Here is a 17,594-nt window from a genome sequence, read left to right on the forward strand (position 1 = left end):
GGCGAGCAACAACTATTCGTTGACATATTTTATTCCTCTTAAAAAGTTAAGCGGTACAAGTTTCATCATCACAGCGTTTATTCGCAGGAGAAACCATGTCCCAAATTGATACAGCAACCATTAGTCCTAGCCCCGTATAAGTAACGTATGAACTCCACCCGTACTGGAACCAAGGGTATAAAGAGAGTAAAACCAAAATGGGGCCAATTGAACCGATAAAACTACGGTGCCATTGACGATGGCTAAACCAGCCTAAGATATTCATTGCCAGCGCTAATACTGCAAACAGTGGTAACAACGTATTGATAAATACCCCTTCCCACTGACTAAGAAATCCCATCCCAATTGCCGCACCAAGACTAGCTATCGCGGGAAAACACATGGCGCATCCCATTGCCGAAACAAGTGCACCTATAGAGCCTGCTTTATCTCCGATACGCGTAACTAGTTCTAAGGGGCTAAATATTACTTATTTTCACTTTTTAAATTTGAAGGGTAGCCAGCGTTGGTAGTCGCTGCAATTAATGCATTGATGTTGGTTTTAGTGTCATCAAAAGAAACAACAGCTAGCTTAGGCTTGTAGGTAACTTTCGCATTTTCAACGCCATCAACATTTTCTAATGACTTTTTAACTGTGATTGGACATGTCGCACAGTTCATCGTTGGCACTTCCAGTGTAACTGTTTTTACTTCAGCAAAAGCACCAAAACTAGAAAGTGAAAGCAGTGCGGTTAATAATAATTTTTTCATAATTAGCTCCAAATTTTAAAATGTTATAAATTTCTTGATCTGTATATTAAGCAAACAAAAGTATCCAATAATTACTGGTCACTAAAATTGTCGCAACTATAGCGCTCAGCCAGAAAATGACTTTTCGTTGTTGCTGTTTCTTAGGAATTGCACAGGCCGTTCCCGGCTCACACTCTTCTACAGGACGGTAAATTTTCCAACCTGAGTAACCAAACAACAACACTACAAATGCGATAAATAATGGCCTATAGGGTTCAAATGCAGTTAAATTACCAATCCATGAGCCACTTACCCCAAGTAATAACAGGAGCAAAGGACCTACACAGCATACGCCTGCGCCTAATGCTGCTATGATGCCTCCTATCATTGGAAGGTTTGATTCTTTTTGATTCATATAGATACCTCATTAGATAATGCAAGTGTATTGCATGTACCTAAGTACGGAGTCAAGGGTGATTTATAAAAAATTTATCTTTGATAATCTGCTACGACAGATACGGGGAATAAGCTAACTTGAATTAAGGCGCAGAAGTAAAATTGGATATGCTGTTTTAGTGGGAAATGGTAGTTAAGTGAATCATTTACTTCGGTTGCAACGAATCAATTATTGGGCAGTGGCTATCGTCATCATTATTTTGGCATTGTCCTAAATGTTCTTCCAAAGCGTGTTCTAACAACAACAAGTCAGCCAGCTTTTTTTGTACTGCGATCAGTTTTTTATTAGCTAATTCTTGTACTTTACTACATGGACTATCGTTTAACGCAAGTAACCCTTCAATCTCATTTAGCGTAAAACCTAATTCTTGAGAACGCTTGATAAAATGTATTCTATTTACCGTTTCTTTCGGGTAATGTCTATAGCCCTGCATAGGCTTTGGTGGTTGTTTAATTAAGCCTTTGCGTTCATAAAAGCGAATTGTTTCGACATTTACACTCAGTTCTTTAGCCAACATACTTATGGTTCGTTTAGACACGTTATCAATTACCTTACTGACTTTTTGTTTACTTACTTTATATCTAATTAAAGTGACCATCAATGAATACCAGTTTAAACATCGCTAATTGATTTTGTTTTTTCTTCTATTAAATAAGTAAAGTTACCGTTGTTACAACAATATTAAACCACAACAATGTATGGTTTATCCTTTTTCATTATCAAAGTCCAAATTAGTGTTATTACATGCAGTTCTACATGAGTATACCCCACTGGAACCACCCAAACAGACCTTATAACTAATTAACAGACCGCTTAAAACAGACTGGTATAATGGAACCACTTATATTAAGTCGTCTTTGATTATTTATAAATAGGTATTATTCACACTAAAATAATCAAGTACGACGTGAACAATACCTATACGGCGATGAGCCATAACAAATATATCAATTAGTAAGCGACTTATCCGCCATTTCATTAGCCATCTTCAATGCTTGGTATAAACTCGTCGCACTTGCGCCGCCGCGTCCCGCCAAGTCTAGCGCCGTACCATGATCGACAGAGGTGCGAATATAAGGCAGTCCTAAGGTGAGATTTACCGTATCACCAAAGCCGTGTGATTTGAGTACGGGCAACCCTTGATCGTGATACATGGCGATGACTGCATCGCAGTTTGCTAAGTGTCTGGGGGTAAACAGCGTATCGGCTGGCATCGCCTCTGAAATATTGACGCCTGCATCGGTGAACTCTCGTAAGACTGGATTGATAATCTCAATCTCCTCCATACCCAAATGCCCGCCCTCGCCTGCATGTGGATTGAGACCGCACACCAAAATACGAGGCTGCGTGAGGCCAAACTTTTCTCTCATGTCATTGACAACGATTTGTACTGTTTGACGTACATTATCCGCGGTGATGGCAGCAGGTATGTCTTTTAATGGCAAATGGGTAGTGACAAGCGCGACTTTCATCGCTTGATTGGCAAGCATCATCACCACTTTCTCACAGCCACTTTGCTGCATAAAAAACTCGGTGTGACCGCTAAACATAGTGCCATCCAATAGCTTGATACCAGCATCTATCAGCGCTGATTTTTGTAAAGGACCTGTGACGATAGCGGCAACTGTTCCATTTACTGCTAACTGATGAGCAATGTCTAATTGCTGAGCCACCATCGCTGAGTTGGCAATATTGATTTGTCCGCCAGTAACTGGTCCTGCACAAGGGACGTTAAGCAAAATAAAAGCACTATCAGCATCTATATCCTGCTGTGCTATCTGCTCGGCCGCGTCCATATCAAAGTCACCAGCCTCGTTGTCAATGGTTTGCCAAATAGGCACTTCTGTCAACACGCCAGCTGAAACCAACTCCTCTGCACGGACTTGCATCGTGCTCGCATCAGCGGTTACCCAAATGGGACGGTCAAAATCTTGCAGCTTGCCCTCTGCCGCCAGATTCAATACGACATCCATTCCAATGCCCGCAGGTTCACCTGTCGTGATTAATAATGGTCGTTTTTGTTCTGTCATAGCAATAGCCTTATTTTATTTAAATTTTTGATTTTATTATATTTATCGTCAATATTTTCAGTTGTTACGTTTAGACAATGGATGCGGTCTCTTATTTTATGCATAACAATCACTGTAGATTTAGTTGCTTACCCAGCCTAAAAAATCACATTATGTGTTAAACTTTCGCTTCTGATTGTAGCATTTGCAGGCAAATCTAAAACCACGTTTTGGTACATCTACCGTAGAGATGTACCATATCTGTTTTGCGCTACCATCGACATCTTTTTTTATACCCATTTTGACTCATTAGGCACTCATGGCAGAAAACGACAAAACCGACGACTTACTCAATCAGACACCGCCGCACAATATCGATATTGAAAAGGCATTGCTCGCGTCTTTGATGAGTATCGAAGAGGCGTACGACAAGATTGCCGATATCGTCACCAAAGATGACTTTTATGCGGGGCGACATCAATATATTTTTGATGCGATTGCTCACCTTGCAGCCGTTAATGAGCCTTATGATACGGTCATGGTACACGACTGGTTAGAGGCGCAAAAGTTACTCAAAGGTGCAGGTGGGGACAGCTACTTAGCTGATATTTTGAGCCAAAGTCCGGCGACCTTGTTTAACCTGACCGCTTACGCTCAGCGCGTACGTGAGCTCTCAACGCTGCGTCAGCTCATTACCACGGGTAATGATATGCTAGCGCTGGCCTACAATCCGAAAGACCAAAGCGTTAGTGATATCTTGGACAATGTCGAAGGTAAGATATTTAGTATCAATGAGCAGCATAACAAACGCGCGGAACAGCGTGGCCCTGTCGGTATTACTTCGGTCTTAACCAATGTTATCGATCAGATTCAAGAGTTAAAATCCAACCCCGATGGCATGATTGGTTTACAAACGCCATTTGTCGAGCTGAATAATAAAACGCAAGGGCTACAATCAGGCGACTTGATTATCGTCGCCGCTCGTCCTTCTATGGGTAAAACCACTTTTGCAATGAACTTGGCAGAAGGGATTTTATTTAATGAAGATTTGCCTGTTGTGGTGTTTTCGATGGAGATGCCGGCAGAGTCTATTGTCATGCGTTTGCTGTCTTCATGGGGCGCGATTAACCAGACGCATCTACGTTCTGGGCAAATGAATGAAGATGAGTGGGCAAAGATGATGAACGCCATTCAGCATCTACAGTCTAAGCATTTATATATTGATGACAGTACCGCCTTGCCGCCATCCGAGATGCGCTCACGCTGTCGACGTATTGCCAAAAACCATGATGGGCGCTTGGGTGCTATCGTGGTCGATTATCTTCAGCTGATGAAAGTGCCGAGCCTAGATGGCAACCGTGTTGGCGAGATTTCTGAGATTTCGCGCAGTCTAAAGGCGCTCGCACGTGAGCTTGAATGTCCCGTGATTGCGTTGTCACAGCTTAATCGTAGTCTAGAAAACCGTCCAAATAAACGCCCAATTATGTCGGATCTACGTGAGTCTGGTGCAATTGAGCAGGATGCCGATTTGATTATGTTCATCTATCGTGATGAGGTTTATAATGAAAACTCAGACCACAAAGGTGTGGCGGAAATTATTATCGGCAAGCAGCGTAACGGCCCTATTGGTACCGTACGCTTGGGTTTTGAAGGTCAATTCACCCGCTTCATTAATCTAACGCCAGAATACTATCAAGGCGTCAGTTTTGAGAATGATGAGTAATCAGCGTTATAACATTTAAGTCTTAGTAAAATGTAAGCCCATACCGATTTTGGCTTACTCACAAGTTAGTAAGTAGCTTTAACCACATAGCCAGTATAGTATCAACTCCATTGATGCTGTACTGGCTTTATCACTTCATAATTCTACTCATAAAGAAGGCGATTATGCGCACCATTACCATAAAACCAAAAGCCATTACTCATAATCTCAATCAAGTAAAACAACGCGCACCGCAAGCAAAAGTCTTAGCGATGGTCAAATCCAATGCGTATGGGCATGGCGTGGCGGCGGTATTACCAGCCCTGCAGCAAGCAGATGGTATTGGGGTTGCGACTTTAACCGAAGCATTAGAAGCCAGACAATTAGGTTGGGAGAAAACCATTGGTCTAGTAGAAGGGGCATTTAGCGCTGATGAGTGGCAACAAGCCATTGATCATGATATTAGCTGCGTGATTCACCACGGACCACAGTTAGAATGGGCACTACAAAACTTCCCGCCAGCTGGTAGTGCAACTAATGTGGTTTGGCTAAAATATAATACAGGTATGAACCGTTTGGGTTTCAATGCTGAGGGTGTGCTATCAGCAGCCAAGCGTTTGCATGAAGCAGGTTATCAGCTGATCCTAGCCACCCATTTTGCCAATGCTGATGATCATGACCATCCATTAAATGCCATGCAGATTGAGCGCTTCTCAAGCGTACTTGCGACTTTGAAAGATACCATTAGCCTAGATATCAAAGGCTCATTATGCAACTCTGCTGGCATCGTCAACTTCCCAGAGTACCATTATGATTGGGTACGCCCAGGCATCATCTTATACGGTAGCTCGCCTGTCGTCGATAAAAGCGCACAAGAGTTAGACTTGCAGCCCGCGATGGAATTTAGTGCTCAAATTATGGCATTACAAACGGTCAGTGCCAATGATGCGATCGGCTATGGTAGCCGCTGGCGTGCGCAGCAAGACACCAGAACCGCTCTCGTGAGTGTGGGTTACGGAGACGGCTACCCGCGTGTAATAAGTGACGACGCTTATGTCACCGTCATCGATACTAACGACAATCAAAGCTACCGTTGTCCTGTGATTGGGCGTGTGGCAATGGATATGATCGTCATTGATGTCAGCAAAACGCCTGAAAGCCTTGCTTTGGATAGCAAAGTCATGCTCTGGGGCGATGCGCCGCGTGTCGATGAAGTGGCAGGTCATGCTGGAACGATTAGCTATGAGCTGTTATGTCGCCTCAGCATACGTCCAAACCGTACACAGGCATAATCATTAACGGCACAGGCATTAGCATACGAGTACTATGGCTTGCTAATGCGATTTCGGTCTATTTAGCAAGCCATTCGATCTTGATAAAATTGCACGTTTACATTGAAAGTAAATACGCTATACTAAAAGTTTGTTGTCAACCCAGTATACGCACTGACGCGATGATATTGAAGACTGATGACGTTTCACTGACTGCGATCGACTGCTAGGATTACTATGAGTTTGCGCCATTTTTTAACCTTATCTGATTTAACCAAACAAGAACTAGAAAACTTAATCAAACGCGCAAGCGAATTGCGTAAGATGCAACACGCAGGCGAGATATATCAGCCTTTCGTTGGTCGTACGCTTGGCATGATATTTGAAAAATCTTCAACGCGTACCCGTATCTCATTTGAGACCGGCATGGGTCAATTTGGTGGTAATGCTATATTTTTATCACCCAACGATACGCAGCTCGGTCGCGGTGAGCCATTAGAAGACTCAGCACGCGTGATCTCCAGCATGGTTGATATCATTATGATTCGTACCTTTGGGCACGAAAAAGTCGAGACCTTTGCTGAATACTCAAGCGTCCCTATTATCAATGCGTTGACCGATGAATACCATCCTTGTCAATTGCTTGCTGATATGCAGACTTATTATGAGCATCGCGGTAGCATCGAAAATAAGATCGTCACGTGGGTCGGTGACGGCAACAATATGTGCTCGTCATTTATGCAAGCCGCCAATCAGTTTGGTTTTGAATTACGCGTGGCAGCGCCTTATGGGTTCGAGCCTGATCCGAAACTTATGGAACGCTTCTCACATTGCGTGAGCTTGGTCGAAAACGTACAAGACGCAGCCAAAGATTCTAATTTGATTGTCACCGATGTATGGGCAAGTATGGGTCAAGAGTCCGAGCAAAATACGCGCGCACGTCGTTTTGCCCCTTATCAAGTGACGCCGTCTCTACTAGACAAAGCCGACCCTGAAGTGGTGTTTATGCACTGTCTGCCCGCCCATCGTGGTGAGGAGATCTCTCATGATATGCTAAATGATCCGCGCTCTGTTGTGTGGGATGAAGCCGAAAATCGTCTACATGCGCAAAAAGCCTTGATGGAGTTTTTGCTAAAAGACAAAATCAAACTACCTGCCTAACTTACCGTGTAAAAAACAGTAAGATAAGTTATTAGTCCGTTCATAAATAAAAAAGCCGTTCAGATTTGGACGGCTTTTTATCTGTAAAAATGGCTTGAGACTGTATTCTTGAGACTGTATTAGCGCGTAAGCGTTGTTACGCCATCTGCACTGGCTTTTAATAGCACATCCGCTTGGTTTGCCGCAAAGATACCATTACAGACCACACCCACGATATTATTCAGCTCTTTTTCAAGCGCGATTGGATTACTCACATCCAAGTCATAAGTATCTAGAATAACGTTGCCGTAATCAGTGACAAAGTCTTCACGATAGACAGGCTCACCGCCCAATTTTGCTAATTGACGCGCGACATAAGAGCGCGCTTGCGGCAGGACTTCAATCGGCACTGGAAACGCGCGACCTAAGATCTCAACGCTTTTGCTCTCATCAACCATACACACAAACTTTTTGGAAGCAGCCGCGACGATCTTTTCGCGAGTCAATGCACCGCCGCCGCCTTTGATAAGTTGCAAGTGCTCATTGACCTCATCAGCACCATCGATATAAACATCAAGCGTACCAGCAAAGTTTAGATCAACAATTTCGATACCAAGCGCACGCAGTTTGTCTTCAGTCACCTGTGAGCTGGCAACCGCACCAGCAAGCTTCAATTGTGGCAACAACTCAATCAAACAGTTGACCGTACTACCCGTCCCCACCCCAAGTATCATATCATCTTCGATATAGCTTAGGGCAGCGCGGGCGGCGGCTTGCTTTTGTGCTTGCTGATCACTCATCATAAATCCTTGGAAAATAAACGTATGGTCTTAAAAAAAGTAAAAGGCTAAAACAAATAAAATGCGTGGCTATTATAACCGATGATATTGATCGATGTTAGCGCAATCACAATTCTAATTCGGTAGTCATATAATACTTATCTCACAACGTTCTTCACCACACGCTTTCACTTTATATTCATTCAGGCATAAAATCCCAAGAAAACTGCAATTGAGTCTTGCAAGATACTCAAAATCAGCATAGGCTAATCTATTTCATTTTTATATTCATTCTGTTTAGGGATTACTATGCTGTCACACTGGGTACGAGCCATACTACAAGCCACCGTCTATGACGTTGCGATTCAAACACCACTTGAAACGGCGCCCAAGCTGACCCAACGTTTTGCCAATGACATTCGTTTTAAACGTGAAGACTTACAACCTGTCAAATCTTTTAAGTTACGAGGTGCCTACAACCGTATCAGTCAGCTAAGCGATGAGCAAAAAGCGCGCGGCGTTATCTGCGCCTCAGCAGGCAACCATGCTCAAGGCGTGGCTTACTCTGCGCGCAAACTGTCACTAAACAACATCATCGTTATGCCAACGACTACGCCTGATATTAAGGTAGAAGCCGTCAGAGCGCTTGGTGGCAATGTCGATCTGCATGGCGATAGTTTTGATCAAGCAAACCGCTATGCAATAGATCGTGCTGAGCGCGAGGGCCTGACCTTTATACCGCCTTATGATGATGAATTGGTGATTGCTGGGCAAGGAACCATCGCGCTTGAGTTGACCCAACAGTGGCGTAACATGGATTATGTGTTTGTTGCCGTTGGTGGTGGCGGTCTCATCTCAGGTGTCGCCGCATTTTTGGGAGAAGTGGCACCGCATGTCAAAGTGATCGCGGTAGAAGCGGAACAATCAGCTTGCCTAAAAGCCGCACTTGAAACGGGTGAACGTGTCAAACTTGAGCAAGTCGGACTGTTCGTCGATGGCGTGGCAGTCGCGCAAATTGGTGAACTGCCTTTTGACGTCGTGCGTACTCAGAAAAGTGACAATTCAGGCCCTATCGTGGAGCCTAACGTCGTCACCTGTAGCAACGATGAAGTCTGCGCAGCAGTCAAAGATGTGTTTGAGGAGAGCCGCAGTATCGTAGAGCCTGCAGGTGCGTTGGCAGTTGCTGGTATGAAAAAATATATCACAGCGAACAATATTCAAGGCAAAAACTGCGCGGCCATCATTTGCGGCGCTAATATGAATTTTGACCGTCTGCGTTATATTGCTGAGCGCACTGAGATTGGCGAGAAAAAAGAAGCTATCTTTGGGGTTACTATACCAGAACAAACTGGCGCTTTCTTGAACTTCTGCCGCAGTCTGCACGGTCGTAATATTACTGAGTTTAACTACCGTGCCGATAGCAAAAAGTCACCAGACTCAATGGAGCCTGCCTCAATCTTTGTCGGTATTGCATTAAAAGAAGGTGAAAAAGAGCGTCAAACTATTAGTACTCAATTGGCAAATGATGGCTATACCGCTCACGATCTGACTGACGATGATATCGCCAAGTCACATATCCGTCATTTGATTGGTGGTCACGCTAAGGTCGAAAACGAGCAGTTACTACAAGTGATATTCCCAGAGCGTCCGGGCGCCCTGCTGACTTTCTTAGAAAAATTGGGCGATGACTTTAATATCACTTTATTCCATTACCGCAACCATGGTGCCGCTGAAGGCCGTGTACTGGTTGGTCTACAAGCCTCAGAAAGCAACTCTCGTCAGCTACAAGACGCCTTACTAGACATCGGCTATGACTGCACGACGGTCAATGACAATATTGGCTATCAGTTATTTTTGAAATAATGACTTAACGGGATATATTTAGACCTTATTATAAAAGCGACTTGTCATATGATGGGTCGCTTTTTACTTTCTATAATCTGCTACAGACGGCGACGAACACAAAACCTTATTTGTAAATACCAAATATGCCCTCATATTATTTGATATAAAAACAAATACAGAGTGAGCTTTATGAAAAAAAATACTGATGATAACACCCAAGGTTTGGTCAAAATTCGTCTCGATAAATGGTTATGGGCCGCTCGGTTTTACCGCACACGCACCCTTGCCAAGCAAGCCATTGAAAGCGGACGTGTGCATTATGGTGGCAGCCGCGTCAAGACCAGTAAAGAGATTTCAGTCGGCGATGAGCTAACCATTCGTCAAGGCTCAGCGACCGCCATGACTGAAAAGACTGTCATTGTTGAGGCGCTATCTGCACAGCGGGGCAATGCGACCGCCGCTGAGGTGCTATACTCAGAGACCAAAGAGAGCGAAACGCGGCGTGCTTATTATGCTGAACAGCGCAAACTGGCCAACCTTGCTCGTCCTGATAATAAGCCCAACAAAAAAGAGCGCCGTGACTTACAGCGCTTCAAAAGCAATCAAGATTGATACAGCATTACCCTCGCATCACCCAGTTACCTATAGCATTGTCATAAACCCAGTATTAAGTGACGCTATTGTCTAGTCTCTGTCCTTGCCATTCAAGCGATTAAGCGTTACGCTAGTCGTTGGTTCAATCGATTGCATGCTAATAAAAGCCGCATTAACAGTGCTGGTTTCTTATAGCATGTTTTTTTGTTATAGAAGGTCATATTATGCTGATGAAAGCCTGTACTCCCTCGTCTGTATTATTGGTTTGTTTAGGAAACATCTGCCGCTCCCCTACCGCTGAGGAAGTTTTCCGTCAGCAAGCGGCGATTGCTGGACTCTCAATAAAGATAGACTCAGCAGGTACCAGTGATTCACATGTCGGCGACAAACCTGACCCACGTTCGCAGCGCCATGCGAAATCACATGGCTACAAAATTAATAAATTGGTTGCACGCCAAGTCAGCGCCGATGACTTCCGTGATTTTGATTTGATCTTAGCCATGGATTCACAGAATTTGGCTGACCTACAAGCCATTAAAGACGACATGGCAGAGTCAGAAGAGGACTTGGCAAAGCTGGCCCTATTTAGTGAAGAAGACCCTACCTATTGCGGCAGTGATGTGCCAGATCCATATAAAGGCGATAACGATGATTTCGAAGAGGTGATCGAGCGCATCGAATCAAGCGCCCAAGCTTGGATCGAAAGCTGGAAGGCTTGCTAGCTATAAATTCTATATTTCTGCTACTCTTGCATCCGGTATCCTCTATAATATGGTTAATCCTCTATAAAAGAGCTGCAGCGTTAACCGTGCTTGAAGTAACACAGTTACGTCTGTACTCAACTGCCTTGTATCTCTTTTAAATTGAATCAACTATAGCTACCTTATTATTTATTATCCTTTTGCCCCATAGGCTATGTTATGACCCAAGCTGCACGCCTTGATCTCGACGCTCAGACCATGACTATAAATGACTCATCAGCGACTCTGTTAGTCAGTAATTCAGTCGATTTGGCACATAGCAATACGATGGCACTGTCGTGTGTCGCTGACTCTGTAGTGACGTTGACCAATGAGGCACAGCTTGATGACTTTATGGCAACCTATGCAGAGGATGTAGAGCATCAGCTGTCATTATTTGTCTTATCTGGCGGTAGCAATGTTTTATTACCAGCAGCGTTAAATGCAGTGGTATTGCAACCCAAAATGCGCGGTATTCATTTGACTGCACAAACCGACGATTATGTTGATATCGAAGTAATGGCGGGCGAAAACTGGCATGATCTAGTCGTACATACAGTCAATCAAGGCTGGTATGGGTTAGAAAACCTTGCGCTCATACCTGGCCTAACTGGTGCAGCGCCAGTACAAAATATTGGTGCGTACGGTGTGCAATTAGAAGACTGCTTACAATATGTACGCGCCTATCATTTACCGACACAAACTTGGCACCATTTATCAGCGGCCGACTGTCAATTTGACTATCGTGATAGTATCTTTAAACGCACGCCAAATACATGGCTGATCAGCCGCGTGGCTTTTAGACTGCATACAGATCCCACCCATATTTTAGCCAGCTATGGAGATGTACAGACTGTGGCGCAGCGCTATGCGGAACAACAAGAGCGCGAGCAAGCCAATCCTCATGACGTTATGCAAGCCATTATAGATATTAGACAACAAAAGCTACCAGACCCAAAACAGCTACCTAACTGTGGCAGTTTTTTTCAAAATCCTATTATTGGTCAAGATCAATTTACGGCGCTGCAAACAACTTATCCAGCTATCGTTGGTTATCCGATGCCTGACGCGATGGTAAAAGTTGCCGCAGGTTGGCTCATCGAGCAAGCAGGATTAAAAGGGGGCGGCATCGCACCTATCATGACTCATAAACATCAGGCGCTGGTACTGACCAATCATACTCCTTATCAAGCAACTCAAGAAGATGTGGAAACAGCACAGCGCTATATCGCCAACATCGTCTATGAGAAATTTGCAATTCAGCTATCACGTGAGCCAGTTTGGGTGAATGCTGATGGCTCAATTGGATATCCTGAGCATGTGGTCTAAACAATCATGGTCTAAACGCTTATGGCGAAACTATTTGCGTTCAGCCGAACGAATGGTGAAGCTATTCCGTATCATCAATATTACCTTTGTATTAGGCTCGACGTCTGTTATTTTAGTCCTAATCAGTTTGTTCACACCGCTATTTTCACAAGCCGTTGTCTATATATTTGCGCTTCTTCCTTTACCAAAAATGCCTTCTGCTGCTATGAGCTCTCCGCCGACTGCTTACGTGGTATTAGGCGGTGGTCTAACTAATGATAATAACAATCAAATCATCCTCAATCGCTATAGCCTGAATCGTGTCCGTACCGCGGCTGGGGCCTATCACGATCTTCCCTTACCTATTGTACTAAGCGGCGCTGAAGCCCCTTGGCTAGGTCAATGGCTCATTGAGCATGGTATCGATGGGCTGATAAGCGAAAATGCCAGTATGAATACGTGCGAAAACGCCCGTTTTACAGCCAAGCGTATTCCGCTTCATCACGTTTACCTTATTACTGATAGTTATCATATGGCACGTGCGCGCAGACAGTTTGCCTTGAATGGTATTAATAGCACACCGCTTAGCGCACCATTGCCAGTGAGACGCGACTGGATGAAACCTGCGCAAAACCTAAGTCATTCACGGCGGGCTGTTTATGAAATCGCCGCCTATCTACGGGATGTGATACGTCCGCAAATGAACTGTCGTCACGCCGATGATGTGACTTCACAGCAGCTCCTAACACCGCGAGGCAGTGCCAAAAAAGCATCTGATGAATAGGTTTTTATACTAAACGCGCAGCTAATATCGTCATATGATGCTACGCCTCATTCTAATCGCTACAGATCATCCACTGCATTTGCGATGGGTGTATAATAATAAAAGACACTGCTATTGAAGAGAGTTACCATGCTCAGTATATTTTTATTAATCCCATTAAGTCTCATGCTATTTGTGGTTGCCATCTGGGCGGTGCGTTATGCGGTAAAATCAAACCAGTTCGAAGATTTGGACAATGCATCACAGCGTATCATATTGGATGATCGTCAAGAGCGCAGGCAAACCATGCAGGCTCATGAGCGCGCGGTGCAGTCTCAGCCTTCTGCTGATACCGAGCCGTCAGATGATAACGTTGATAAAGATGCGCTCGTTCGTACTGATGTAGAGAAAAACACAAAAATCTAACCTTTATTCTTCTCTCTTTTCATCGTGTAATGATGAGCTTTCGTTAGATAATAATCGTGTCTATAGATACGGCCTTTATGACTTTTAGGAGATGCATCCATGACCATGGCTTTACTTGCTGCGGCATTACTGATGGGGTTTTTTGGCTCGCCGCATTGTTTGGGTATGTGTGGCGGTCTTGTGACGGCATTTGGTCTGTCTATGAAAGATGTCAGTCCTACTAAACGCCGCGCGCTGGTGGCCACCTATCATCTTGGCCGTCTGAGCAGTTATGCACTGTTAGGTCTGCTGGCAGGATTTATCGGTACGACGGTGTTAGAGCCACTCATGAAAGGCAATAGCTTGCCACGTATTTTACTGGGCGCAGTGTTGGTCTTTGTGGGTGTGACCATGCTTGGCGCACCTTTTTTGAATAAGCTCGAGCGTTTTGGTATGCGCTTTTGGCAATACCTCAGCCCGCTACGTCAAAAAGTGTTTCCACTCAATACTTTTCCGCGCGCACTGACTGCTGGATTGTTGTGGGGCTTCTTACCTTGCGGCTTGGTCTATGGCGCCCTACTCATTGCTGTCGTCGCTCACAACCCATTAAGCGGTGCCGCATTGATGTTTGTATTCGGCTTAGGAACCATACCGATGTTAGTTGCAACGCACGAGACAGTCGGCTTGTTACGTGACAAGATTGGTCGTTTTCGCTTAAGGCAGTTAAATGGCGCGGTGATGGTACTCTCAGGTTTGGCAGTTGCTGTCGTTCCTATGGTCATGGCAAACATGCATGGCGGGCATGGTGGTGGACACGCACAGATGGATCATAGTAGCCACTCTGCTATGATGTCTGAGACAGATGCTCATAATATAGATCAGATGAATCACGATATGACGCCAGCTATGGATCATGATATGCAAGACATGGATAATCATATGGATCATAGCATGCATGATATGGGTGATGACGCCACCTCCATGCATCATGGTCAATAATTTCTAACACATAACTCGAGTACTGCGCGGACTTTACCAAGCGTACAAAAACCCCTTAATATCAAAAATGATATTAAGGGGTTTATTGGTTAAGTGATACCTATTTATAGCAATTATTCCTGCCACTGCTCAAGCGTAAACTTGGTTTCTAAATGCTTCTCTAATGCTGGTATATTAAATGCGTCATCTTCACTGACAAAGCTAATGCTAATGCCTGTTTGCCCAGCGCGGCCCGTACGACCAATACGGTGGACATAATCATCTGGTTGATCGGGCAAGGTATAGTTAACGACATGACTGATATCATCAACATGGATACCGCGCCCTGCAACATCTGTCGCCACCAAGATAGACGCGTGACCATCCTTGAAGCGCTGCAAGTATTTCTCACGTTTTTGCTGAATCACATCACCTGAGAGCATGACAATCTTATGCGCTTGACGCAGTTTATGATAGAGACGCTTGACTTGATCTTTGCGATTGGCGAATACAATGACCTTTTCAACGGCCTCCTCACTAATAATACGCTGAAGGGCTTCGAGTTTTTGATCTTCTGTCAGTAAGTAAAAGTGCTGATCAACCAATTCGCTGGTCTTGTGTTCTGGCTCGATTTCCACAAACTGCGGCTCATGCAACCAGCGATACGCCAGATTCATCACATCTTGGTTAAAAGTAGCAGAAAACAGTAAGCTTTGACGGTCGGTATTGGCGGGCATACGCCCCACAAGGCGCTTGATATCAGGGATAAAACCCATGTCCAGCATACGGTCTGCTTCGTCCAATACCAACACCTCTACTCGATCTAAATACACCATGCCTTTATTGGCAAGATCAATTAGACGGCCAGGCGTCGCCACCAAAATATCAACGTATTGGCGCTCAAGCTCATGCTGCTGGGTTTCGTAATTGGTCCCACCCATGATACAGACACTATGCAGCGACGTATATTTGGTCAGTGCAATGCAATCATCAAATATCTGTTGAGCCAGCTCGCGAGTTGGCGCCATAATCACGGCACGCGGCTCACCAAGATAGCGCGTTTCGTCATGCGTAAAAGGACGCTTAAGTAACGCTTCCATAATAGTCAGCAAAAACGTTGCTGTCTTACCGGTTCCCGTTTGTGCCTGTCCGATGGCATCTTGATTTGCTAATGTATGCGGTAGTATTTTTGCCTGAATCGGCGTTAAATCAGTGAAACCCAAATCATTCACTGCCCGCAGGGTCGCGGTTGAAAGTGGCAAATCAGTAAACGTTGTAAAATGACTCAAAAAAATATCCTTTTAAATTAGTTGCTTGTATTTTATCAATCACAAATCAGCTCACAATAAAATTTTATACTGACATAAGCGTGACCAATAGCAGTCGCAACATTATATCTATAGATGACCGCTAGACATACGGGTACAAAAAAAGCCAAGCCCAATACCTGACCTACCAAATATGCTGTTGTTCACTCAACATGGGTAAGACAATACGGGCTTGACTCAGTAGTATATCAGTAGTTCGTACAGACATTATAACTAAACTGCTTTAATGTCTGGATAGATTACTCTTCTAACTTTCTGACTTCTTCAGCTTGTAGGCCTTTTTCACCTTCTACTACGCTGAACTCAACTTTTTCGCCATCTTTTAAAGAACGATAGCCATCACCCTGAATCGCGCGGAAATGGACAAAAATATCTTCTCCGCTGTCACGTTGAATGAAACCAAAGCCTTTTGAGTCATTAAACCACTTAACGATACCTTGCTCACGAGCTGACATAATATTACTTCCTAAAAAAGTTCGCTTAGCCCCAAATTCCTTTGCAACATTGCATACAAACGGGATCTAAGATGATGAAATCAAAAACTTAAGAGTACTAATCTAGCCACAGTCATCTTTAAAGCGCTTATATAAAAGAAAGCCAATCTTGCAAACTATCTCTCATATCAATGACAGTAACAAACTTGCAATACTTATTGCATAAAAAATATCATAGCACGGGTTTTTAGCAACATAAAGACTTTTAACACGCTTTTTAAGGCATGGGTGAGTTTTTCCTGTAATTTTTTTAAAACCCAGCCTACAAGCTGCTATTATAAAGGGATACGCTGGATCAGCGTGTGCAACCTATTTGTCATGCATACCTTATTCGTTATAATAAATCATTCACATATTTAAACAGCGATAGAGATTACTATGACGTCCTCTTCTCCATCTACAGCAGCAGAAAATCCTGCTGACCAACACATCGATCAGACCCTCAATCACAAACTGCTATTGGTGAATGGCGTCAACCTGAACTTATTGGGTAAGCGTGAGCCTGAAATTTATGGCCATATGACGCTGGTAGATATCGAAAAACGCTTGGTCGAACGAGCCGCTCAGCACAGCATTGAATTAATTTGTGTACAGTCAAACCATGAAGGCGATCTAGTAGATAAGATTCAATATTATGGTTTATTAGCAGAAAAATCTGCCCAAGCTGATGCCGTTATTATCAATCCTGCTGCCTTTACCCATACCTCAGTTGCCCTACGCGATGCGTTACTAGCGACACAGAAGCCTTTTATAGAGGTCCATTTATCCAATGTCCATGCACGTGAGCCTTTCAGGCATCATTCCTATTTGAGCGATGTCGCAGTCGGTGTCATCTGTGGTTTGGGTCATATAGGGTATGAGATGGCACTAGACTACTGGCTAAGCAATATTTATTCAGTCAATACAAGCACTTAAGGTGTTTTCTAATTTTATAGATTACTAGCTTTGTTAATAAAGTAAAACTTCTTATTTTTCACACATTTTGTTTTTCACACATTAGTTAAACAGTAATTGTTTGATGAAAATAATAGAATTATGACTGAGCAAAACAA

Annotated in this window: 19 protein-coding genes; 11 read left to right on the forward strand and 8 right to left on the reverse strand. The window is 43.9% G+C overall.

The window, feature by feature from the left end; all coding sequences use genetic code 11:
• Positions 1–46: 46 nt before the first annotated feature.
• The 5 genes from merC to pdxA all read right to left on the reverse strand — a co-directional run bounded on the left by merC (position 47) and on the right by pdxA (position 3,216).
• Complete coding sequence (gene merC / locus AOT82_RS02430) at positions 47–466, reverse strand: organomercurial transporter MerC (protein WP_008467331.1); 420 nt, start codon at positions 464–466, stop codon at positions 47–49.
• A complete protein-coding gene (gene merP / locus AOT82_RS02435; RefSeq protein WP_008110847.1) occupies positions 466–750 on the reverse strand; it encodes a mercury resistance system periplasmic binding protein MerP in 285 nt (94 codons plus the stop codon). The genes merC and merP overlap by 1 nt, the downstream gene beginning before the upstream one ends.
• A 46-nt stretch (positions 751–796) precedes the next feature.
• The gene (locus AOT82_RS02440) at positions 797–1,144 is read right to left on the reverse strand and encodes a mercuric transporter MerT family protein (RefSeq protein WP_016899520.1); all 348 of its coding nucleotides are present in this window, start codon (positions 1,142–1,144) and stop codon (positions 797–799) included.
• 187 nt (positions 1,145–1,331) lie between these two features.
• Entirely contained in the window at positions 1,332–1,724 is a 393-nt protein-coding gene (merR, locus tag AOT82_RS02445; protein ID WP_442965709.1) for an Hg(II)-responsive transcriptional regulator, read from the reverse strand.
• A gap of 409 nt (positions 1,725–2,133) precedes the next feature.
• On the reverse strand, positions 2,134–3,216 hold the full coding sequence (gene pdxA, locus AOT82_RS02450) for a 4-hydroxythreonine-4-phosphate dehydrogenase PdxA (RefSeq protein ID WP_071001651.1): 1,083 nt from the start codon (positions 3,214–3,216) through the stop codon (positions 2,134–2,136).
• Between the two features lie 298 nt (positions 3,217–3,514).
• Here pdxA and dnaB point away from each other — a divergent pair, with 298 nt between their 5' ends.
• The 3 genes from dnaB (at position 3,515) to argF (ending at position 7,329) form a co-directional block, all read left to right on the forward strand.
• Complete coding sequence (gene dnaB / locus AOT82_RS02455; RefSeq protein ID WP_071001653.1) at positions 3,515–4,918, forward strand: replicative DNA helicase; 1,404 nt, start codon at positions 3,515–3,517, stop codon at positions 4,916–4,918.
• 164 nt (positions 4,919–5,082) lie between these two features.
• Positions 5,083–6,189 (forward strand): alanine racemase, encoded by a 1,107-nt coding sequence (gene alr / locus AOT82_RS02460; protein WP_071001654.1) that lies wholly within the window; start codon positions 5,083–5,085, stop codon positions 6,187–6,189.
• Positions 6,190–6,405: 216 nt separating this feature from the next.
• On the forward strand, positions 6,406–7,329 hold the full coding sequence (gene argF / locus AOT82_RS02465; protein WP_071001655.1) for an ornithine carbamoyltransferase: 924 nt from the start codon (positions 6,406–6,408) through the stop codon (positions 7,327–7,329).
• A gap of 119 nt (positions 7,330–7,448) precedes the next feature.
• On the opposite strand, the gene rpiA is transcribed toward argF, so the two are convergent.
• Positions 7,449–8,108, reverse strand: coding sequence for a ribose-5-phosphate isomerase RpiA (gene rpiA / locus AOT82_RS02470; protein ID WP_071001657.1), 660 nt, complete (start codon positions 8,106–8,108; stop codon positions 7,449–7,451).
• 288 nt (positions 8,109–8,396) lie between these two features.
• On the opposite strand from rpiA, the gene ilvA reads away from it, so the two are divergent.
• The 7 genes from ilvA to AOT82_RS02505 all read left to right on the forward strand — a co-directional run bounded on the left by ilvA (position 8,397) and on the right by AOT82_RS02505 (position 14,741).
• The gene (gene ilvA / locus AOT82_RS02475; protein WP_071001658.1) at positions 8,397–9,950 is read left to right on the forward strand and encodes a threonine ammonia-lyase, biosynthetic; all 1,554 of its coding nucleotides are present in this window, start codon (positions 8,397–8,399) and stop codon (positions 9,948–9,950) included.
• Between the two features lie 171 nt (positions 9,951–10,121).
• On the forward strand, positions 10,122–10,544 hold the full coding sequence (locus AOT82_RS02480) for an RNA-binding S4 domain-containing protein (RefSeq protein ID WP_071001659.1): 423 nt from the start codon (positions 10,122–10,124) through the stop codon (positions 10,542–10,544).
• Positions 10,545–10,750: 206 nt separating this feature from the next.
• The gene (locus AOT82_RS02485) at positions 10,751–11,248 is read left to right on the forward strand and encodes a low molecular weight protein-tyrosine-phosphatase (RefSeq protein WP_083328818.1); all 498 of its coding nucleotides are present in this window, start codon (positions 10,751–10,753) and stop codon (positions 11,246–11,248) included.
• Between the two features lie 237 nt (positions 11,249–11,485).
• Entirely contained in the window at positions 11,486–12,595 is a 1,110-nt protein-coding gene (gene murB, locus AOT82_RS02490) for a UDP-N-acetylmuramate dehydrogenase (RefSeq protein WP_071003614.1), read from the forward strand.
• On the forward strand, positions 12,585–13,358 hold the full coding sequence (locus tag AOT82_RS02495) for a YdcF family protein (protein WP_071001661.1): 774 nt from the start codon (positions 12,585–12,587) through the stop codon (positions 13,356–13,358). Before murB ends, AOT82_RS02495 begins: the two co-directional genes overlap by 11 nt.
• A 129-nt stretch (positions 13,359–13,487) precedes the next feature.
• The gene (ccoS, locus tag AOT82_RS14030) at positions 13,488–13,763 is read left to right on the forward strand and encodes a cbb3-type cytochrome oxidase assembly protein CcoS (RefSeq protein WP_058024050.1); all 276 of its coding nucleotides are present in this window, start codon (positions 13,488–13,490) and stop codon (positions 13,761–13,763) included.
• Positions 13,764–13,862: 99 nt separating this feature from the next.
• Positions 13,863–14,741, forward strand: a complete 879-nt coding sequence (locus AOT82_RS02505; RefSeq protein WP_071001664.1) for a sulfite exporter TauE/SafE family protein — start codon at positions 13,863–13,865, stop codon at positions 14,739–14,741.
• A 113-nt stretch (positions 14,742–14,854) separates the two neighbouring features.
• Here the strand turns inward: AOT82_RS02505 and AOT82_RS02510 are convergent, their stop codons facing one another.
• The gene (locus AOT82_RS02510; RefSeq protein ID WP_071001666.1) at positions 14,855–16,009 is read right to left on the reverse strand and encodes a DEAD/DEAH box helicase; all 1,155 of its coding nucleotides are present in this window, start codon (positions 16,007–16,009) and stop codon (positions 14,855–14,857) included.
• A 278-nt stretch (positions 16,010–16,287) separates the two neighbouring features.
• Positions 16,288–16,503: a cold-shock protein gene (locus AOT82_RS02515; protein ID WP_058024053.1), complete on the reverse strand. Its 216-nt coding sequence runs from the start codon at positions 16,501–16,503 to the stop codon at positions 16,288–16,290.
• Positions 16,504–16,920: 417 nt separating this feature from the next.
• Between AOT82_RS02515 and aroQ the strand changes: the two genes are divergently transcribed.
• On the forward strand, positions 16,921–17,457 hold the full coding sequence (gene aroQ, locus AOT82_RS02520; protein ID WP_071001668.1) for a type II 3-dehydroquinate dehydratase: 537 nt from the start codon (positions 16,921–16,923) through the stop codon (positions 17,455–17,457).
• Positions 17,458–17,594: the final 137 nt, after the last annotated feature.

Origin of the sequence: Psychrobacter sp. AntiMn-1 (genome assembly GCF_001854065.1) — a bacterium.
Lineage (GTDB): Bacteria > Pseudomonadota > Gammaproteobacteria > Pseudomonadales > Moraxellaceae > Psychrobacter > Psychrobacter pacificensis.